Raw genomic sequence first — 18,119 nt, 5'->3', positions numbered from 1 at the left:
GGCTTTGACCTGGGCTTTGACTCGAGCTTCAGCTTTACCCTTGCCTTCGGCTTTAGCTTTAGCTTTAGCTTTAGCTTTAGCTTTAGCTTTAGCTTTAGCTCTGCCATTGGCTTCAACTTTAGCTTTGACTTCGATTTCGGCTTCGGCTGCGGAAGAACCATTTGCTGTGACTGTGTCCGTCGCTGTGTCTGTGTCTGTCGCTGTGTCTGCGGCCGTGACTGTCGCTGTGTCTGTGGTTGTGATTGAAGCTGATGATGCCTTTTAGCTCCCGATTCCGATTCCGACTTCGAATCCGTTTCCGATTCCGTCATACGATTTCCCCCATTACATCCTTGTGCTGCTGTTCCCGCACGATGCGTACCACCTCGTCAGCCGCTCGCCGTAAATCGCTATCACGATGTACCGCCATCGGCGCAAAACGGATGCGCGCACTTCCTTCCGGCACAGTAGGTGGCCTAATCGCAACACCCGCTACACCTGCCGCCGCCAAAGCAGCACTGACCGTTAACGCGCGTGCGTCCGTGCCAAGCAACAGCGGCACGATATGACTATCGCCGTCGCCCGTATGTAAGCCAGCTGCCGTCAGGCAATCGCGAAACAATGCCGCTTTGCGATGCAATTCAGCGCGTGCGCGATCAGCAGCTCGCACCTCCGCAAGGCGTGTACGCACTAGAGCTGCCATCATCGGTGGCAGCCCCGTATTGAACACAAACGTGCGCGCTGCATTCACCAAATAGCGGATGACAATGTCATCCGCAGCCACATAGGCGCCTACAGCACCGAACGCTTTGCCAAAGGTGCCCATCATAATATCCACGCGCTGTTGCACGCCGAGTGCATGGCATAAACCACTTCCCTCCGCGCCATACACGCCCCCGCTATGCGCCTCATCGACCATTAAGATAGCATCGTAGCGCTCTTTGAGTGTCACCAGATCAGACAGCGGCGCCTTCGTTCCGTCCATACTGAACACGGCATCGGACACGACCAACTTGCGTACGCCACGCTGCGGCATCGTACCGCCAGCCGATACAGGCAAACCGCCAACTGACCATTTTTTCAACTGTTGTTCTAACCGATTCATATCCCGATGTGGATACCGTTCATGGTGTGCGCGACTTAGCACAATGCCATCTACAATACTTGCGTGATTCAGCCGATCACTGAACACTACATCGTTCCGCCGTACGAGCGCACTAATCGTCCCCACGTTCGCCATGTACCCGCTCGTAAACACGAGGCATGCTTCCTTCCCCTTAAACGCAGCCATTTCCCGCTCCAGCTCCGCATGTTGCGGATCATGCCCCGCAATAAGCCGTGAAGCGCCTGAACCGATACGCACCCCCGGCTCACCAGCACTACGACATGCGAGTTGCAGCGCTGCCCAGTCTGCATCCGTAAGCCATGGATTTAGCCCTAAGTATGCGTTAGAGGCCAAATTGAGTAGCCTCCGCCCACCCTTCAGCATCCATCCATTTTCTAGCCACGTGCACGTGTCGAGCTGACGCAGCCTGCCTGTACGCTCACGCTCTGCCAGCTCCTCACGCATCCAATCCCAACGATCCGTCTCTACAGGGCACATCGTTCAATTTCAAATCCCATATCCGCGATCATTCCGTGATCCGCGGTCGCTTCCTGTCCTTCAGTCGTCAAGTAGTCACCGACGAACACGGAATTAGCCGCGAACAGAGCCAACGGCTGTAAAGAGCGCAAATTCACTTCGCGTCCGCCGGATGCGCGAATTTCTTTTGTAGGGCATACGAAGCGAAGCAACGCGAGCGTCTTGAGGCAGCGACGTGGGTCTAGATGGTTCATACCTGCAAGCGGTGTGCCTGGGATGGAATTAAGAAAGTTGACTGGAATCGAGTCCGCATCAAGTTCACGCAGCGCAAATGCAACATCAACTAACTGCTCGTCGGACTCCCCCATGCCGATGATGACCCCTGAACAAGGAGACATTCCGGCTTGTTTGGCCGTCTCAACGGTATCAATTCGATCGTCATATGTATGCGTAGATGTAATATGTGAGTAATGGTCACGCGACGTATTCAAGTTATGATTGTAACGATCAACGCCTGCAACTTTGAGGCGATTCGCTTGTTCTTGCGATAAAATACCTAGGCAAGCGCAAATTTTCATTGGCATGGTGGATTTAATTTCTTCTACAGCGGCTACAACTTGATCTAACTCGCGCGGCGAAGGTCCTCGTCCACTTGCCACGATGCAGTACGTGCCTACTTGTAGTTCCATCGCCTTGCGTGCTCCTGCTACGAGGTCATCTTTTTGCAGCATAGAATATTTCGTAATCGGCGCATCGGACACACGTGATTGCGAGCAGTAGCCGCAGTCTTCAGGGCACAAGCCGCTTTTGGCGTTAATGATTAAATTCAACTTCACTTTTTTACCGTAAAAATGCTTACGCACTCGAAATGCCGCATCCATAATAGCTAGCAATTCATCATCATCGGCACGTAATACTGCCAGTGCCTCCTCACGTGTGATAGCCTCGCCTTGAATGGCCTTGGCCGCTAAATCGCGCCAATCGCAACCGACTTGCTCCAACATCTGTACCATTACAAACCCTCCCATTTTAGAAAACATAACATTTTCATCTACCCTAGCCTCTGCACTTCATCCATTAGTTACCTCATTCCAATTCGTGCGTGCAGCCACACCCTTAGCTCATGCAAAGCAGGCACGTTCAATATCTGCTCTACCCAAGCCGAACGCCACAGTGCCCAAGCATTTGCAGTGTCATCCGCATCAGAGACATCAGCAGCGTCAGCGGCGCCAGCGGAATCGGCGGCAGCCACATCATCAGCTTCAGCGGCTTCATCCACTACGCCTTCGCCGCCCCATTCCGCGGTCGGTTGAGGCAGCCACGGGGCGTCCCCAAGCACCGGAACGTGGGCCAGCGCTTCAATCATGCGCGCATTTTCTACACGCGCCTTTGCATTCGCCTGCTCCGGCGAACCACTGAACAATACGGCTATATCTGTGATGCCGCGGCTGCGTGCAAATTGAATAGCCGTAACCGTGTGACTTACCGTACCTAGTCCCGGTGCCGCCACTAGCAAGACAGGCATGCGCAACTGGTACGCAAAGTCGGCCATGGTCACCTGCTCGTTAAACGGTACGGCTATCCCGCCAGCACCTTCTACGAGCAATGCGCCCGCACGTAATCGACGCTGGCCTTCCGCAATAAGCGCGCCTACGTCAATGTGCCTCCCACACCGTTCCGCAGCCATCCATGGTGCTAATGGCTCTGGCAAAGTCAGCGTAACGAATTGTTCTTCCGTCACATTCGTTAACCCACTCCCCCAACGAAGTCGATAACTATCCGCATCGACAGCGCCAAGCTCCACCCCGCTCTGTACAGGCTTCCATACGTCTACAGAGCAGCCTATCGCTTGCAAATAAGCTGCAAGCCCCGAGGTAACAACCGTCTTGCCAACACCTGTTCCAGTAGAAGATATGAACACACCTCGCGCAGCATTCCCACCCACGCCTGCAATACCTTCCAAGTTCTCTACGTCTTCTGTGTCTTCCATGGCTTCCGCAGCTTCTACATCTTTCATGCCTTCCATACCCTTCATAGCCTTCATGCCTTCCATTTCTACCACGTCTTCCATAAACAAAGCATCCTCTTTGCGCTAACAGACTACTATGTATGAGTCACTCACCTAATTGTTAACCACTAAAGGGGATTAACAAGTTTACGTTATGAGTATTTATTTTAGCTCATGACCGCCCAATGCTCAAGATATTGTAAACCATATTTAAAAATAAATAGTTAACAATAAAAAAGCCTCCGCTCGACAACTGCCGAACGAAGGCTTAAGGAAAGTGTATTTATTCATTATCTTAACTTTGATACTTCTTGATCCAATTGATGCACATCATGTTCCACATACTGCTTTAACTTCGCATCCCACGAGTAAAAAGTAGCAACGGGGTCCCAGCCCCGGTCGCCGTCTTCTACCCCTCTAAACTTTTTCGACTCCTGAACGATCGTTTTCTTGTCCACCCATTGCACGTCCAAGTCACCCGTAATGTCGAACACTTCATTTAGTTCTCCATTAGCCCAACTATAAATAATGAGACCTGTATTCGAAGGAACATAATAATACATCACCGCTAAGTGTCGTACACCTGGACTTGGCTCCACGATCTCCAGCTTAGGCTCACCAGCAGTCTGATTAAATCTAACGCCATCTGCTTGCAGTCTAACCGTTGCCCCCTTAACGACATACATCCGTCCGCTCTCCGCAATAATATACGTTTCATTACGCTTATCCAGATCTATATCTGCCTCTAAATGAACGGCAACGCTCTCTTTAGGCTGCGCCTTTTTAAACGCCTCTAAATTCGCACTTGTCTTCTGCTCTTTCTCCGCCTCACGCTCCTGCAATGGAACGTTCGAAAGCTGCCAGAACGGAACTTTATTTATCGTCATAACGGGCAGCGAACTATCGCCCTTGCCACTTTTCGCTTGCCATGAAGCAAGCGGTAACGTACGAGCGTGTTCATTCGTCGGCTGATGCACCAGCTTAGCACCCGTTAATTGCTGAGCTGATTCACATGCGCCACTACCACTGCTTGGCTCTAACTTGCCCCCAACTCGCACATGATTCACTTTGGGCTGAATAATCAGGTCTTGATTCTCCAGCTTCCATGTGCCTTCATGGCCGACAATACGTTCAGTACAAGCCATTTGATCAGCAGCAAAAATATAAGATCCGTCCTTATACAAATGATAGGAATCGGAATAACTAGCACCTACACTCGGCTTATTGTGCCAAGTTCCTATGACATCTGCGCGAGTAATCAAAGATTTATCCACTGTCCTCATTCCATCCTTAAGTGCGGGCTGTGCTGGCAAGCTGGCTGCAGCTTGCAGCTGAGTTATTGCGCCACCTGTAACAAGCAGCCCACAAACGGCTATCGTTGTAATGATTGTGCGGTACATCTCCCAACCCTCCTACTGGAAATTTTTCACTTCCAACTCCATCATACCACGCTTCGCTTCCACATGACCAACACCAAGCGTACTTATCGTTCTAAACGATCCCGTGGAATTATTTGTTGCATCATTTCAATGCATTTTCGCTATTTCGCTGCATTTTGTCTCATTATATGATCAATTTCTCTACAAATGACGAATGCCACCTCTGCAACGGAAGGATGCGGGGCAAAAAAGTTCGCCATATCCCGCACTTTCGCTTTCATTTGAATGGCCAAAGATAGCGGCGTAATCATTTCTGCGGCTGCATCGCCGATGACAGTGGCGCCAACGATCGTCCCATCCTTTTTCCAATACAATTTGATAACACCCTCGTCCTGGCTGCTTATAAACGTTTTAAACGATTTGAAGTGAAGGTCAAACACCGCGGATTGGATGTCATCAGATGCAACTACATGCGGCATGCCAACTTGGGCGACTTGAGGATGTTGGTTGAAAATGATAGGTGTAGTCTCATAATTAGGCACTGCAACATGCTCTCCAAAAGCATGCAACACCGCCGCTCGGCCTTGGCGCATAGACAAAGTCGCACTACTCGCATACCGCGCGTCTCCAACTACATAAATATGATTCAGCGAAGTTTGTCCAAAAGGATCGAGTTGCAGCATTCCATTTTGCTCGACGACTAATTGCAATACCTCTAAGTTGAGCTTCAGTAAGTTGGACACGAAACCTATACTTACAAATGCCATGTCCGCCTCAAAAACGGTACCATCTTGTCGATGTACGTTAACCTTATTTTCAATTTGCTCGATATGTTGTACGACCGGACCGTTTACAATATGTATACCTTGATCAATATAGCGTTTCGTTAAATAGGAGGCGATGAGAGAATCAAACGGTGTAAAAGGGCCCTGCTCAGGAGCAAGCCACGTTGTGTTCACCCCGTATTGATTAAAAATGTTCGCATATTCAAATCCAATGGGGCCATTCCCAATAACAATGATATCTTGAGGGAGTTGCTTTAATGATGACATATGAGCAGGTGAAAAAATACGGATGCCGTCGGGTTCTAGCCCATTCGCGAATACAGGAGAGGAACCAACAGCAATGAACAGTTTATCAAATGAAACGGAAAATGGCGCGGCATCGGTCGCGGGCTTGAACCACAATTCATGCGACGATCTGAATTCAACCTCTCCGATGAACGATTTAATGTGTTTCTCGCTAATATTAGCCTCCATGCTATTCGTCCAATGATGCAGCTTAGCATCCAAATCGCTTACAGTACGATCCCAGTTAGGCAGCGGCTTATTAATCTCGTCAATAATGATGCCACTGACCCCAAGCTTCGCCCAATCGCCAATCACGTGTTGCGAAATGATCGTTACATCCGACGAGAACATACTTGCCGTTAACGCAGCTTGCACAGCCGCCGGCCCGCCTCCAATGACGACAACTTTCGTATCCATACAACCACTCCTCCAACCCAATTTGTCGAGCAGGCATGGTACCATTTTCATAACGCCCCTACCCTTGTACATTTTATCACAAAGTATTGGGAAATTAAAACAAATGTTTGGGGAGTTGTGGAATACTCTTTATTGCACACATTAAAACGTAGAGAGAATACTTACAAATCAGTCTAGTATAAGAATGACCATGTATTCCATGTTTCATATTTCACATTTTTATTCGGAAGGATTACCAATGAAAAAACCACCGCGGATTAACGGCGGCTTTTGGCGGCTTGGCCCCTAATTGAATTTATTTCCCTTGTTCTTCTTGAGCAAGTCTATAACAACAATCAGAATCAATAACAGAACAGATTGCAATAAAGGCTTTGCAAAACCGGGCTCATCGTAGATAAAGTAAGCTACTATAAAGTTGGCTATGAAAAATATAATATAGGTCAAGATTCATCCCTCATTTCAGAACCAAGGATCAAGTACCCTTCAATCAACTTCAATCCAAACTTTATAGCGTAACTCCTTAGTGTCATTAATAAAACACTTGTCTGTTCTAACCCTAAAGTTGTGGACGGAAGCTAAAAAGAATGCTAGCGCATAAGCTATTTTATGATCGGGAGTTACGTATCCATCATAAATTCGACCATAAATTTCATTTGAAATGGAATCTGCCCATTCCTCAGCTTCTCTTAATGTATCGAAAAAAAATCCGTCACTGTGCCATCGAATATTCATCATAACAACCTCATCCAATTCTAGTTATTAATAAAAAAATGCCGTACACCCCCATTGTTAGACACAGCTTACAATTGGAGGTGTACGGCATGACGACAAGACAGCCCTTTAATATTCGCAGTGAATCAAACGATATATTCTGAAGGCTATAATTGTTGCACAAAGGCATAAAGCTTAAGCCTGCTAAGTGATTAGAAACTCAGCTGTTAAGCTCGTTAAATTAGTTAAGCTTGTTAAGATAGTTAAGCTTTTCGAATCAACACCCTAATCTTAATGATTCTCGTCAATAATTCGGAAAATGTTCTTAGCTTGATCAATATTGTCAATCATACCCGCGAACCGCTCCTTGCCCGGGCCATAAGCCATAACCGGTACATCTTCACCCGTATGACCACCTGTCGTCCAGCCGGAATACGAACGCGTATTGAAAATTTTCTCGATCGCATTGTCGATCTCGGCTGCCTTCTTCGTCGTAGCTGCCTGCTTCACAGCGTCAATCTCTTCTGGCTTCAGTTCAAGGCCAATATACGCCTTCAATGTTTGCTCTACATCTGCACCACCAGCAATCTTAGCTGCCATAAAGTCTGGTGTACGCTTCGCAGCCTTGATCGGCGCAACATCGAAATTGTAGGAGCCATTCGTTCCGAGCGAGAAGCCACCTGTAGAATGATCCGCAGTCAACACGACAAGCGTCTCGCCGTCTTTTTCCGCAAACTCAAGTACAGACTTAAACGCTTGCTCGAAATCTTCCATTTCACTCATTGCAGCTACCACATCGTTGTCATGTCCGGCCCAATCGATCTGGCTGCCCTCGACCATCAAGAAAAATCCTTTATCATTTTTGTCCAGGCGCTTAATCGCCGATTCCGTCATATCTTTCAACGATGGAGTCTCAACTTCGCGGTCAATCATCTTAGGCAGACCACGTTCTGCAAAAATGCCGAGCACCTGCTTGCTCTCATCCTTCAACAATTGCTCACGATTCGTCACGTAGCTGTAGCCTGCTTGTTGGAACTCCTTCGTCAAGTCGCGGTCGTTGCGGACGAGAAACTTCTTGCCGCCGCCAAGCATCACATCAATCTTATGCTTGCCAGCTATCTTCTCATCGAAGTAATCATTTGCGATGCTGTCCATGCTCTTACGCTTTTCTTCATGCGCACCAAAAGCAGCGGGCGTCGCGTGTGTAATCTCAGAAGTAGCCACTAATCCAGTGGACATCCCCTTCTCCTTAGCATGCTCAAGGACTGTCTTTACAGCAGATTTGTCATTATCGACAGCTATCGCATCATTGTATGTTTTAACACCAGCTGACATCGCTGTCGCAGCTGAAGCTGAATCTGTAATATTTTCTTTAGGGTCTTCGGGATAAGTCATCTGTGTTCCGACCAAATGCTGATCGAACAACGTCTTCTCCATCAGTTGGGTATGCGGTGCATCCTTCATGTAACGATGTGCAGCGGTATAACTAAAGCCCATACCATCTCCGATCATAAAAATAACATTTTTGATCTTCTTCGATGATGGTTTGTCCGCTGCCGCAACGGCTTGGCGATCAGTAAAACCCGTTCCTCCAATAATGCCACTTGCCATAACAAAAGCAAGTGTAACCATTAGCAACTTCTTCGGTTTAATCTGTAGTTTCATACCGAATCCCCCCTAGGATAATAGGCTTGGGAGATAAGCTCCCGCCATATCCTAAGCATACTAGACGTTTGTTAATGGAGTATATAGCCAATGTTAAAAAATTGAAAAGAAATTTTATTGCTTCGTATCGATTGGCTTCAACTTCGCTTCAGTTTCCTCACGCTGCGGCTCCAAAAATGGTGGCAACGCCAGCGACTCACCCAAATGCTCCAATGGCTCATCCGCTTCGAAGCCTGGACCGTCTGTCGCCAACTCGAACAAGATGCCATTCGGCTCTCTAAAATAAAGCGAACGGAAATAGTAACGATCCACGAAACCCGATGTGGAGAACTGCAATTGCTGAATGCGGTCAACCCATTGACGCAGCTCCTCTTCCGTGTCGACACGAAATGCAACGTGATGCACGCCACCACGGCCCGGGCGTTCAAGTTTAAGATCATCTCGTTCTTCGACGTGAATTTCGGCACCCGTTCCGCCCTCGCCTGTTTCTAATACGATCACGTCCGGCTGCCCTTGCTGGAAGGCAGGGTAGGTGCCTTTTTCACGGAATCCGAGCACTCGTATCAACGTATCTACTGTCGGCTGTGCGTCACGAACCGTCAGTCTGACTGGACCTAAACCCGTAATCCCGTACTCCTTCGGAATCGGCCCCGTCTCTCTGGCTTCACCGCCCTTAACGCCAACATTGTTCGCGTCCGACACCATCATTAATCGCTGCCCTTCAAAATCTTTAAACGGAAGAGTTAAACGCCCATTAATCTGCTTTACTCCTTCGTTCTCCACTTCAAATTCCGTAAACCGCTGCTGCCAATATTGGATAGCTTCGTCGTCCGCCACACGCAGCGAAGTTGCTGAAATGCTGCTCACGCCATCGCGATTACGGCCCGCATTCGGAATTTCAAAAAACGTGAGCTCTGTGCCGGGGTTCCCTTTTTCATCCCCATAAAATAAATGATACATCGACGGAGCGTCTTGATTGACCGTTTTTTTAACCAATCGAAGACCTAATATATGAGTATAAAAATCAAAGTTGTTAGCTGCACTTGCCGTTAATGCAGATACGTGGTGAATACCTTTCAGTTCCATCATAAACCCCTCCCGAAATGTGCTTCTATAATGAATCTTTGTGCTTAACTTTCCAATTGTTCACGCAAATTATTATCTTGAATTAAAGATATATGATATAAAGATATTTGTCAAGTTGACATTTATCTATTTTTAATAGGCATTCACATAGCCCTGATTCCACTTTGCGGAATACGCTACATTAGTTACATGATTCCGCGAATAAAGGAGTGAGGACTTATCGCTACTTATAAAGCAATTTTGAAAGGACAAAATGAAGTTCCTCCTGTAAACACGATAGCTAGTGAAGAGGCTATCTTCCGATTGAGCCCTGATGGGACTCAACTGACATTTAAACTCGCCGTGCAAGATATTAAGCGAGTAACCGCAGCAAATATTCATATTGCACCAAAAGGTTTAACAGGCCCTATTGTTGCCTATTTATTTGGCCCGAATAAATTCGGTATCTCCGTAAAAAGCGGCATCATTTCAGGCGTCCTGACGAGCGATGATTTGATCGGTCCCCTGCAAGGCAGAACGATTAGTGACTTGGTTACGGATTTCAATAATGGCTTTGCCTATGTGAATGTTCATACGGTTAAACATCCGGACGGAGAAATTCGTGGGCAAGTATTTCGAGCTAAGGACGATGTTGTGAAACACGTGGAAACAGAGCAAGATCATCTAGCCAAAGTCAAAGCGAAAAAGGCCAAAGTGAAAAAAACTAAAATCAAGGCCAAAGGCAAAAAGGTTAATGTCAGAGGTAAAGTCAAAAAGATCAGAATCAAGGTCAAAAAGATCAGAGTCAAAGTCAAAAAAGGCAAGGTCAAAGGAGGCAAAGTCAAAAGAGGTTGAAGCTCCAAATCCCATCTGCACAAACCGAACATAAGTGAAGTCACGAGGGGAGGCTAAGGTGAGCTTCCTTCTTTTTCGTGCACATTTTATAAAGAATAGGTTTCCTTTCTAGCAAAATGGATCGATAGAAACATAGAATACACTGTTGTGATTTTAAATGAATAAGGAGGCAAAATAAATGACGAATCATGCTGAAGAACCCGACAACTCTACGCTAGCGGCACAAATAACCGTCATCGGTGTGACGAGCAACTTGGAGGGGAGTACGACAGATATTCTTGTGTCGTATCGGCCCAATGCATTGCTAGCCCTTGGAAGAGTCGTGTTTAATCTTCCCGCAGGTATTACAGCCACCACGAATGATACTATTAATGGTGGGGAGATTTTGGATTCACAGTTATCCAATGGCGGTAGAACGGTCACGCTACCCCTTACGCTAGATTTACTGGGGCTGTCTCAAATCAACCTACTGTTGAGCAACAAGACTTTACCTGTTGCCGGAACGTACCGATTCAAGGCTGAAAATACGTTCTTAATAATCGGCGCTCAATTTAACGCAGAGACTGATTTCATTATTCAGCCCGGCCCTACCGTTTATGTGACCAACACGAGTGATAACAACGTGTCAGTTATCCGTTTACTCGTTCCCTCTTCGAGTGCAACGATTGCCGTTGGAACAAGTCCTGCCGGCATTGCATTAGCATCTAACGGCAATTTTGCATATGTCTCGAACTTCAATGCCAACTCCGTATCGGTTATTCATACGGCCACCAATGCCGTTGTTCACACGATTCCAGTCGGAACTCTGCCGATCGGCATTGCCATAACGCCAAATGGTACATTAGCTTATGTTGCCAATCAAGCAAGCGGAACGGTGTCCGTCATTAATACGGCTACGAATACAGTCACGCAGACGATTCCGGTTGAAGTGTTTCCAACGGGTATTGTCATTACTCCAAATGGAAGCTTTGCTTATGTTACGAATCGAAACAGTCAAAAAGTGTCGGTCATTAATACGGCCACCAACACCGTCGTGCAGTCGATAGATGTCGGAAAAGCGCCTACAGGCGCAGCCATTACGCCAAATGGAAATACGCTATACGTCGTTAATGTGCTCGACAACAACGTTTCCGTCATTAATACAGCTACCAATACCGTCATTCAAACGATTGGAGTCGGAACAGCACCTGAATGGGTTGCCGTCCATCCTGCTGGCCAATTGGCTTACGTGACTAATCGCGACAGCGGAACGGTGTCCGTCATCAATGCGACAACGAATTCGGTCATCAACACGATACCCGTTGATCCGTCACCGTTCAGCATTTCCTTTACAGCCAATGGTCAAAAAGCCGTTATCGTACACCGTACTGGCAATAAAGTTTCCGTGCTTAATACGGCAACGAATACGGTCGAAAGAAGCATTCCCGTTGGCAGCTTCCCGTTCGGAGTCGCTATTAAATCTTAAAGTGTTGACCTGTATAAAAAAAGTACACTGACGGCTTGAAGTCAGTGTACTTTCGTATTATAAACGCTCATCCTTCCAAAAGTTCAGCGGGAAATGTTCCTCATCCTTATACACAGCAAATGAGTATCCTTTATTTTTATAAAAATCAATAATTTCCGGCAAAGCATCTAACGTTTGTTGCTTCTCATGCAATAACACAATTTCTACGTCCTCTGTCGTCTGCGTTTTGACCTCGTTAACAATCCCGCCTGGATTCCCCGTATACTTCCAATCGTTGGAGTCTATCGTCCAATCCCAAAGCTTCAACTCCGCCTCTGCCAATTCGTTTCGAAGCGAATCTTTTAACCCCGGCTTTGATCCGTATGGGGCACGCACTAACTTTGGCTTCACGCCCGTTATGTTATGAATGATGTCGATCGTATCTTTCATTTCCGATACAAACTCGTTCTGATTGTATAACTTCTTATAATTGTGCGTCATACTGTGCGGACCTACATAGTGGCCTTCATCTACAGCCCGCTTCACTTCATCATGATACCCCGCAACATTCAAGTTGCTACCCTGCATAAAAAAGGTCGCCGTGACATCATGTTGCTTTAATGTATCTAGAAACTCATCCGTCAACCTGCTCGGGCCGTCGTCGAATGTTAAATAAACGACTTTTCCTTCTGGCTGTTTCATTTCTTTTAGCTGCTTCGTTTCTTTTGAAGCTTGGCTAGTTCCCGAAGATTCGGAAGTAGTCGAGCCTGACGAAGTTCCCACAGGTTCTGATGTTCCCACCGTATTCGGACTTACTAGCGTAGAGCTTGATCCTGCTGGCGTTACTGCCTGTGAGGCTTCTCCTGTATCAGAGAACCCCCACTTTCCAATCACAAGCGTACCCACTATGATACACATAACTGCTATACTCATTTTACTCCAACGCTGAACGTTCTTCATCTGTAATCTGTCCTCTCTCTATCAACCTCGTATAACCTGAGTTTAGTAGAGAGACGTAAAGTTCAAGTGAAGACCATATAAAGAAGGTATAAGGAAATTATAAAGAAAGAGTGCAGAAATTTGCTTCTGCACCCTGATCTTACGCTACATCTTCTTATTCAAATAAAAATAAAACAACACACCGTCCGGTGTATTGAATACACCATACTCCACGTTATGCAGTTCTAAAATATTTTTAGAGATCGCAAGCCCTAAACCTGTTCCACCTTCCGCACGATGACGAGCAGCATCCCCCCGATAGAAACGATCCCATATTTTCAGAAGCTGTTCCTGCGGGATATGTGCCCCTTTATTTTCAATGCCGATTTTAACCCGTTCGCCCGCGTCTTCCATCGTGATCATAACCCGCTCATTCATAGGTGTATACCGAATAGCATTCGTCATAAAATTCGTAAGCACCTGCTCGATTCGATGTTGGTTCGCGATAACTTCGACCGAGAGCAGATCCGCCTGTACATGGAGCTGTTTGCTCGCGATATCCATACTTAATTGTTTCCATATGTGTTCGACTGACTGATCGATATAGAACTGATCGACCTGCAACTTGTACGTCCCTGACTCAAACTTCGCCAACTCCAGCATATCGACGATCAGCATGTCCATCCGGTCTACTTCTTTCGTCATCGCCGTAAAATAATAATCTTTCTTATGACTAGCAACGCCATCTTTCAAAATGGATATACAGCTTTTCATAATGCTGAGAGGCGTTTTTAGTTCGTGCGAGACGCCCGCAATAAATTCTTTGCGCGTATTCTCCAACTGCTTCTCCTTCTCAATGTCTTGATGCAGCTGAGAAATATAGGAGTTCAGCGTTGTCGACAACACATTAATGTTGCGAGACAAGTCACCGATCTCATCCTTAGACGTAATGCGGATGTTCTCCGAGAAATCGAGATTGGCGATTTTTTGGGTCGTATCGTTAATACGCAGCAGCGGACGGGCAATTTTTTTGGAGTAATAAAAAGAAACGAGTACACTTAACACCAACACGACAAGCACGATATACACAAAATATTGCTGAATCATCGTTATCGCTTCATCTACAGGCTGCAACGATGCTATTGCAAACAAATACATTTCCTTCCCCTGTGAATCATAAAACGGCTTGGCAATCGTTTGATATTTAATATCGTTCTGCTGATGCGTCATATGTTCTGTAGCCATACCGATTACCCGCGGCTCAAACAACAATCTTACCTGGAACTGATTAAGCTGCTCTATAAATAGCTTATTCGCGTAAATCGAGTTAGCCAACTCATCTGAAGTCGGCAGCTTCACTTGTGTAATGTTACTGTTTACATGTACAAACGCGGATTGCTTATAGGGAATATCTCGCCGTTTTTCTTCGGTTAAGATGTCGTCCATCTTCTTGAGAAAGACATCGTTCCCCCAACTTGCACTGCCAGCTCTGGATTCGACATTCGCAATCGAAAAAGGAATGACGGATGAGTCCTTTTTGTAGCCGGTAACAAACACTTGATTACCCACCTTGAAGGAGTTGGACAAGACCTCAGTATGCTCGAGATTCGTCATATAGTATAAAGGGACTCTCATACTTTTATTGCCGTAAGGCGCATTCTCCGACGGATGCGTATTAACCTCAATGAAATAATCATCGACATGCTTCATATTCCCGACGCTGTCCACGACCGTTATCCACGTATTATGATCCCGAAAAAATCGCTGCTCCAAATTCCGAATCGCACGTACATTTCCATTACTATTTAAGTAGTCCTGCTCAAATTTGGTCATGCTCGCTTCAATATTTTTCACCTTTTGATCCGCATAATACTGTTTGAAAAATATCGTCTGCCCAACAAAAATAGTTCCCAAAATAAATAAACAAAGGGCTGTCGTAAGCATAAATAATTTAGCTACAATCCCGAATCGCAATTTGCTCATCCTAGTTCCTCAAATTTATAACCGGTCCGCACAACCGTCATAATGAGCTTCGCTTTAACACCCAGCTTATGGCGTAAGTTGCGGATATGCGTGTTAATCGTCCGATCATCACCAGCAAACTCATAACTCCATATTTTCAAAATAATTTGCTCCCGCGTGAGTACAATGCCATAGTTCTGCATCAAATACGCTAAAATTTCAAACTCCGTATGCGTTAAATTGATCGGTTGGCCATCAATCCGCACGGACCGCGACGGAAAATGAATCGTAATGCCTCCCCGTGACAGGGAATCTTCGCTTAATGGGCCACTTTGAATTTGTACGCTTGGCTCGTGGGCAGCAGAAGCGACTGGGGGCATATGTGAAATTTGGTTAAGTAGCCGCTTTGCTCTGGCCAGCAAAATTGGCGGGCTGTACGGTTTAGTTACATAGTCATTGGCACCTAATTCAAAGCCAAGCAAGGTATCATCTTCATCTACGCGTGCGGTTAGCATAATGATGGGAACATTGGACGTTTTGCGAATACGCCTGCACACGGACCATCCGTCCAATTGCGGCAGCATCACGTCCAAAATAATTAAATGAACATCATGCTGCTCAAATAAGGTTAGCGCTTGTTTGCCGTCCTCGGCTTCCAATACATCGAAGCCTTCGTTCTGAAAGTAATCTTTTACGATTTCCCTTAAAATAGGCTCATCTTCCACGATGAGAATGGTTTGTCCCATGATGTAGCACTCACCACACATTCGTTTGTCATTATGTTATTGTAGCCTGCACGGCTGTTTCTTAATAGTTTGCTGACATTCTATTTTATAACGTTAAATAGTCGGCAACGCCATCTACAATCGCCTTCGTCACCTTCTTCTGAAATTGTGCCGAATTCATTTGCTGCTCATCATTCGCATTTGAAATGTAACCTAATTCAAGCAGTACCGCAGGGCTCCTATTTTCACGAATCACATAATAGTCGCCTTGTCTTACCCCGCGATCTTTCGTTTGCAAATCTTGCTGGAACAAAGATTGATGTAGGATGTCCGCAAGCTGTCTATCTTCTTGTTTATGATAATAAGTCGTTATGCCTGACACATCTTTGGTCACATACGCATCATAGTGCAGACTTATATAAAGATCCGCGTTAGCAGACTCTGCCATAGCTACACGCTCCGGCAATTGTACCGTCTCATCTTGATCACGCGTTAAGAGGACGGTCGCCCCTGTTTGTTCGGCTAATTCACGTTGAATATGTTTGGCCGTTAGCAAGGCAACGTCTTTCTCGTACGTTCCAGCTTGGCCGATCGATCCAACATCTTTGCCACCATGACCAGGGTCGATAACAATCGTTTTCCCATCTAAGCGACGATTATCTTCTTGTTGCCCGCCTTGCTGCGCCATGACCGACTCTATTTGTTCACCAAATATATAAATTACAGCAACCAAGCATATAAAAATGAGCACGCACAGGCTGGGGAAAAATCCTTTTTTCATCACAAATCTTCCTCTTCTCTATTTATCTATTACATTAGCCAAACTATCATGTGAGCCTCTAGCTATTGTAATTTACAAAAATAAAGATAAGGTAAAGATTAAATTAAAGATTAAATAAAAATGCCCCTATTAAACGTGTGGCACTAGGCCATCCCGTTCAATAAGGGCTTTATATAACTAGCGACTATATTATTTAGATAAACGTTTCATTAGTGCTGTTCGTTCCGCCTCAAAGCCCGGCTTGCCGAGCAGGGCGAACATATTTTTCTTATACGCCTCAACACCAGGCTGGTCAAATGGATTCACGCCGAGCAAGTAGCCACTGATCGCGACCGCTTTTTCAAAGAAATACACCATTTCGCCAAATGTGTATTCATTTAGCTCGTCCAGCTCCACGATCAAGTTCGGTACACCGCCATCTACATGGGCGAGCAACGTGCCTTGGAACGCGTTTTTGTTCACTTCGTCCATCGTCTTGCCAGCTAGGAAGTTCAAGCCGTCCAAATTGCCCGCTTCCTTCTTAATCGTAAATTCGACACGCGGCTTCTTCACTTGCAATACGGTTTCGATGAGATTGCGACGGCCTTCCTGCACGTATTGGCCCATCGAATGTAAATCCGTTGAGAAGTCCACAGAAGCTGGGAACAGACCTTTTTGATCTTTGCCTTCGCTTTCGCCAAATAGCTGCTTCCACCATTCGGCTACATAATGAAGCGATGGCTCGTAATTGACGAGCAGCTCAATGTCTTTGCCTTTGCGATAAAGCGCGTTGCGCACAGCCGCATACTGATAGCTTTCATTGGTCGCTAGGTCAGGATTGTTGTATTTATGGGCAGCTGTCGCTGCGCCTGCCATCATCTTATCAATATCGAGCCCTGCGACCGCAATCGGCAGCAAGCCTACTGGCGTCAGCACCGAATATCGGCCGCCCACGTCGTCTGGAATGACGAACGACTCGTAGCCTTCTTCGTCCGCCAGCTTCTTCAATGCGCCTTGCGCACGGTCTGTCGTCGCGAAGATCCGTTTCTTCGCGCCTTCCTTGCCGTACTTCTTCTCCATATAATCACGCAAAATGCGGAAGGCGATAGCTGGCTCTGTCGTTGTTCCTGATTTGGAAATCACGTTAACCGAGATGTCCTTGCCTTCAAGCATTTCAAGCAGGTGCGTAATATACGTCGAGCTAATGTTCTGTCCGGCAAAATAAACTTGCGTGTTGCCTTTCATCTGGTTATGAAACGTATGGGACAACGCCTCAATCGCAGCTCTTGCGCCGAGATAGGAGCCACCAATTCCGATTACGATCAACGCATCCGAATGATTTCGTATAGCTGCCGCTGCTTGCTTAATCCGCGCAAACTCTTCTTTATCATAGTGAATCGGCAGATCGACCCATCCGAGGTAGTCGGAGCCGGCTCCCTTTTTTTCATGAATCATCTGGTGTGCTGTTGCAACAAATTCACTTAATTGGTCAACCTCGCTCTGCTGCATAAACGCGAGGGCATTCGAGTAATCGAACGAAATCGTCATCCTGCTTCTC

The 18,119-nt window shown here is 46.4% G+C and carries 16 protein-coding genes; 3 read left to right on the top strand and 13 right to left on the bottom strand.

Annotation, left to right across the window (positions count from 1 at the left end):
- The first annotated feature begins 40 nt into the window (after positions 1–40).
- Positions 41–265 (top strand): hypothetical protein, encoded by a 225-nt coding sequence (locus KIK04_RS13480; RefSeq protein ID WP_232274191.1) that lies wholly within the window; start codon positions 41–43, stop codon positions 263–265.
- Between the two features lie 42 nt (positions 266–307).
- On the opposite strand, the gene KIK04_RS13475 is transcribed toward KIK04_RS13480, so the two are convergent.
- The 8 genes from KIK04_RS13475 to KIK04_RS13440 form a co-directional block, all read right to left on the bottom strand.
- On the bottom strand, positions 308–1,582 hold the full coding sequence (locus KIK04_RS13475) for an aminotransferase class I/II-fold pyridoxal phosphate-dependent enzyme (RefSeq protein ID WP_232274190.1): 1,275 nt from the start codon (positions 1,580–1,582) through the stop codon (positions 308–310).
- Positions 1,570–2,574, bottom strand: a complete 1,005-nt coding sequence (gene bioB / locus KIK04_RS13470; protein WP_232274189.1) for a biotin synthase BioB — start codon at positions 2,572–2,574, stop codon at positions 1,570–1,572. The genes KIK04_RS13475 and bioB overlap by 13 nt, the downstream gene beginning before the upstream one ends.
- Positions 2,575–2,642: 68 nt before the next feature.
- Positions 2,643–3,632 carry a dethiobiotin synthase gene (bioD, locus tag KIK04_RS13465; protein WP_232274188.1) on the bottom strand — a complete coding sequence of 330 codons (990 nt, stop codon included), beginning with the start codon at positions 3,630–3,632 and terminating at the stop codon, positions 2,643–2,645.
- Between the two features lie 227 nt (positions 3,633–3,859).
- Entirely contained in the window at positions 3,860–4,969 is a 1,110-nt protein-coding gene (locus tag KIK04_RS13460) for a hypothetical protein (RefSeq protein ID WP_232274187.1), read from the bottom strand.
- Between the two features lie 140 nt (positions 4,970–5,109).
- Positions 5,110–6,435: an FAD-dependent oxidoreductase gene (locus KIK04_RS13455; protein WP_232274186.1), complete on the bottom strand. Its 1,326-nt coding sequence runs from the start codon at positions 6,433–6,435 to the stop codon at positions 5,110–5,112.
- 483 nt (positions 6,436–6,918) lie between these two features.
- A complete protein-coding gene (locus tag KIK04_RS13450) occupies positions 6,919–7,161 on the bottom strand; it encodes a hypothetical protein (protein ID WP_442951171.1) in 243 nt (80 codons plus the stop codon).
- A gap of 276 nt (positions 7,162–7,437) precedes the next feature.
- Positions 7,438–8,811: an alkaline phosphatase gene (locus KIK04_RS13445; RefSeq protein ID WP_442951091.1), complete on the bottom strand. Its 1,374-nt coding sequence runs from the start codon at positions 8,809–8,811 to the stop codon at positions 7,438–7,440.
- A 114-nt stretch (positions 8,812–8,925) separates the two neighbouring features.
- Entirely contained in the window at positions 8,926–9,897 is a 972-nt protein-coding gene (locus KIK04_RS13440; RefSeq protein WP_232278726.1) for a ring-cleaving dioxygenase, read from the bottom strand.
- A 240-nt stretch (positions 9,898–10,137) separates the two neighbouring features.
- On the opposite strand from KIK04_RS13440, the gene KIK04_RS13435 reads away from it, so the two are divergent.
- Together KIK04_RS13435 and KIK04_RS13430 are read left to right on the top strand one after the other, a co-directional pair.
- On the top strand, positions 10,138–10,731 hold the full coding sequence (locus KIK04_RS13435; protein WP_232274185.1) for a CHRD domain-containing protein: 594 nt from the start codon (positions 10,138–10,140) through the stop codon (positions 10,729–10,731).
- A gap of 178 nt (positions 10,732–10,909) precedes the next feature.
- Complete coding sequence (locus KIK04_RS13430; RefSeq protein ID WP_232274184.1) at positions 10,910–12,196, top strand: BslA/BslB family hydrophobin; 1,287 nt, start codon at positions 10,910–10,912, stop codon at positions 12,194–12,196.
- A 57-nt stretch (positions 12,197–12,253) separates the two neighbouring features.
- Here the strand turns inward: KIK04_RS13430 and KIK04_RS13425 are convergent, their stop codons facing one another.
- The 5 genes from KIK04_RS13425 to KIK04_RS13405 form a co-directional block, all read right to left on the bottom strand.
- Positions 12,254–13,135: a polysaccharide deacetylase family protein gene (locus tag KIK04_RS13425; protein ID WP_332329970.1), complete on the bottom strand. Its 882-nt coding sequence runs from the start codon at positions 13,133–13,135 to the stop codon at positions 12,254–12,256.
- 144 nt (positions 13,136–13,279) lie between these two features.
- Positions 13,280–15,088, bottom strand: coding sequence for a sensor histidine kinase (locus tag KIK04_RS13420; RefSeq protein ID WP_232278725.1), 1,809 nt, complete (start codon positions 15,086–15,088; stop codon positions 13,280–13,282).
- A 5-nt stretch (positions 15,089–15,093) separates the two neighbouring features.
- Positions 15,094–15,822 (bottom strand): response regulator transcription factor, encoded by a 729-nt coding sequence (locus KIK04_RS13415; protein ID WP_232274183.1) that lies wholly within the window; start codon positions 15,820–15,822, stop codon positions 15,094–15,096.
- Positions 15,823–15,907: 85 nt separating this feature from the next.
- The gene (locus KIK04_RS13410) at positions 15,908–16,582 is read right to left on the bottom strand and encodes an N-acetylmuramoyl-L-alanine amidase family protein (protein ID WP_232278724.1); all 675 of its coding nucleotides are present in this window, start codon (positions 16,580–16,582) and stop codon (positions 15,908–15,910) included.
- A 189-nt stretch (positions 16,583–16,771) separates the two neighbouring features.
- Complete coding sequence (locus tag KIK04_RS13405; protein ID WP_232274182.1) at positions 16,772–18,109, bottom strand: glucose-6-phosphate isomerase; 1,338 nt, start codon at positions 18,107–18,109, stop codon at positions 16,772–16,774.
- Between the last annotated feature and the right edge of the window lie 10 nt (positions 18,110–18,119).

This window comes from Paenibacillus sp. 481 (assembly GCF_021223605.1).
In the GTDB taxonomy this organism is placed as follows: Bacteria; Bacillota; Bacilli; order Paenibacillales; family Paenibacillaceae; genus Paenibacillus_B.
This window is presented reverse-complemented; position numbering and strand designations above follow the sequence as displayed.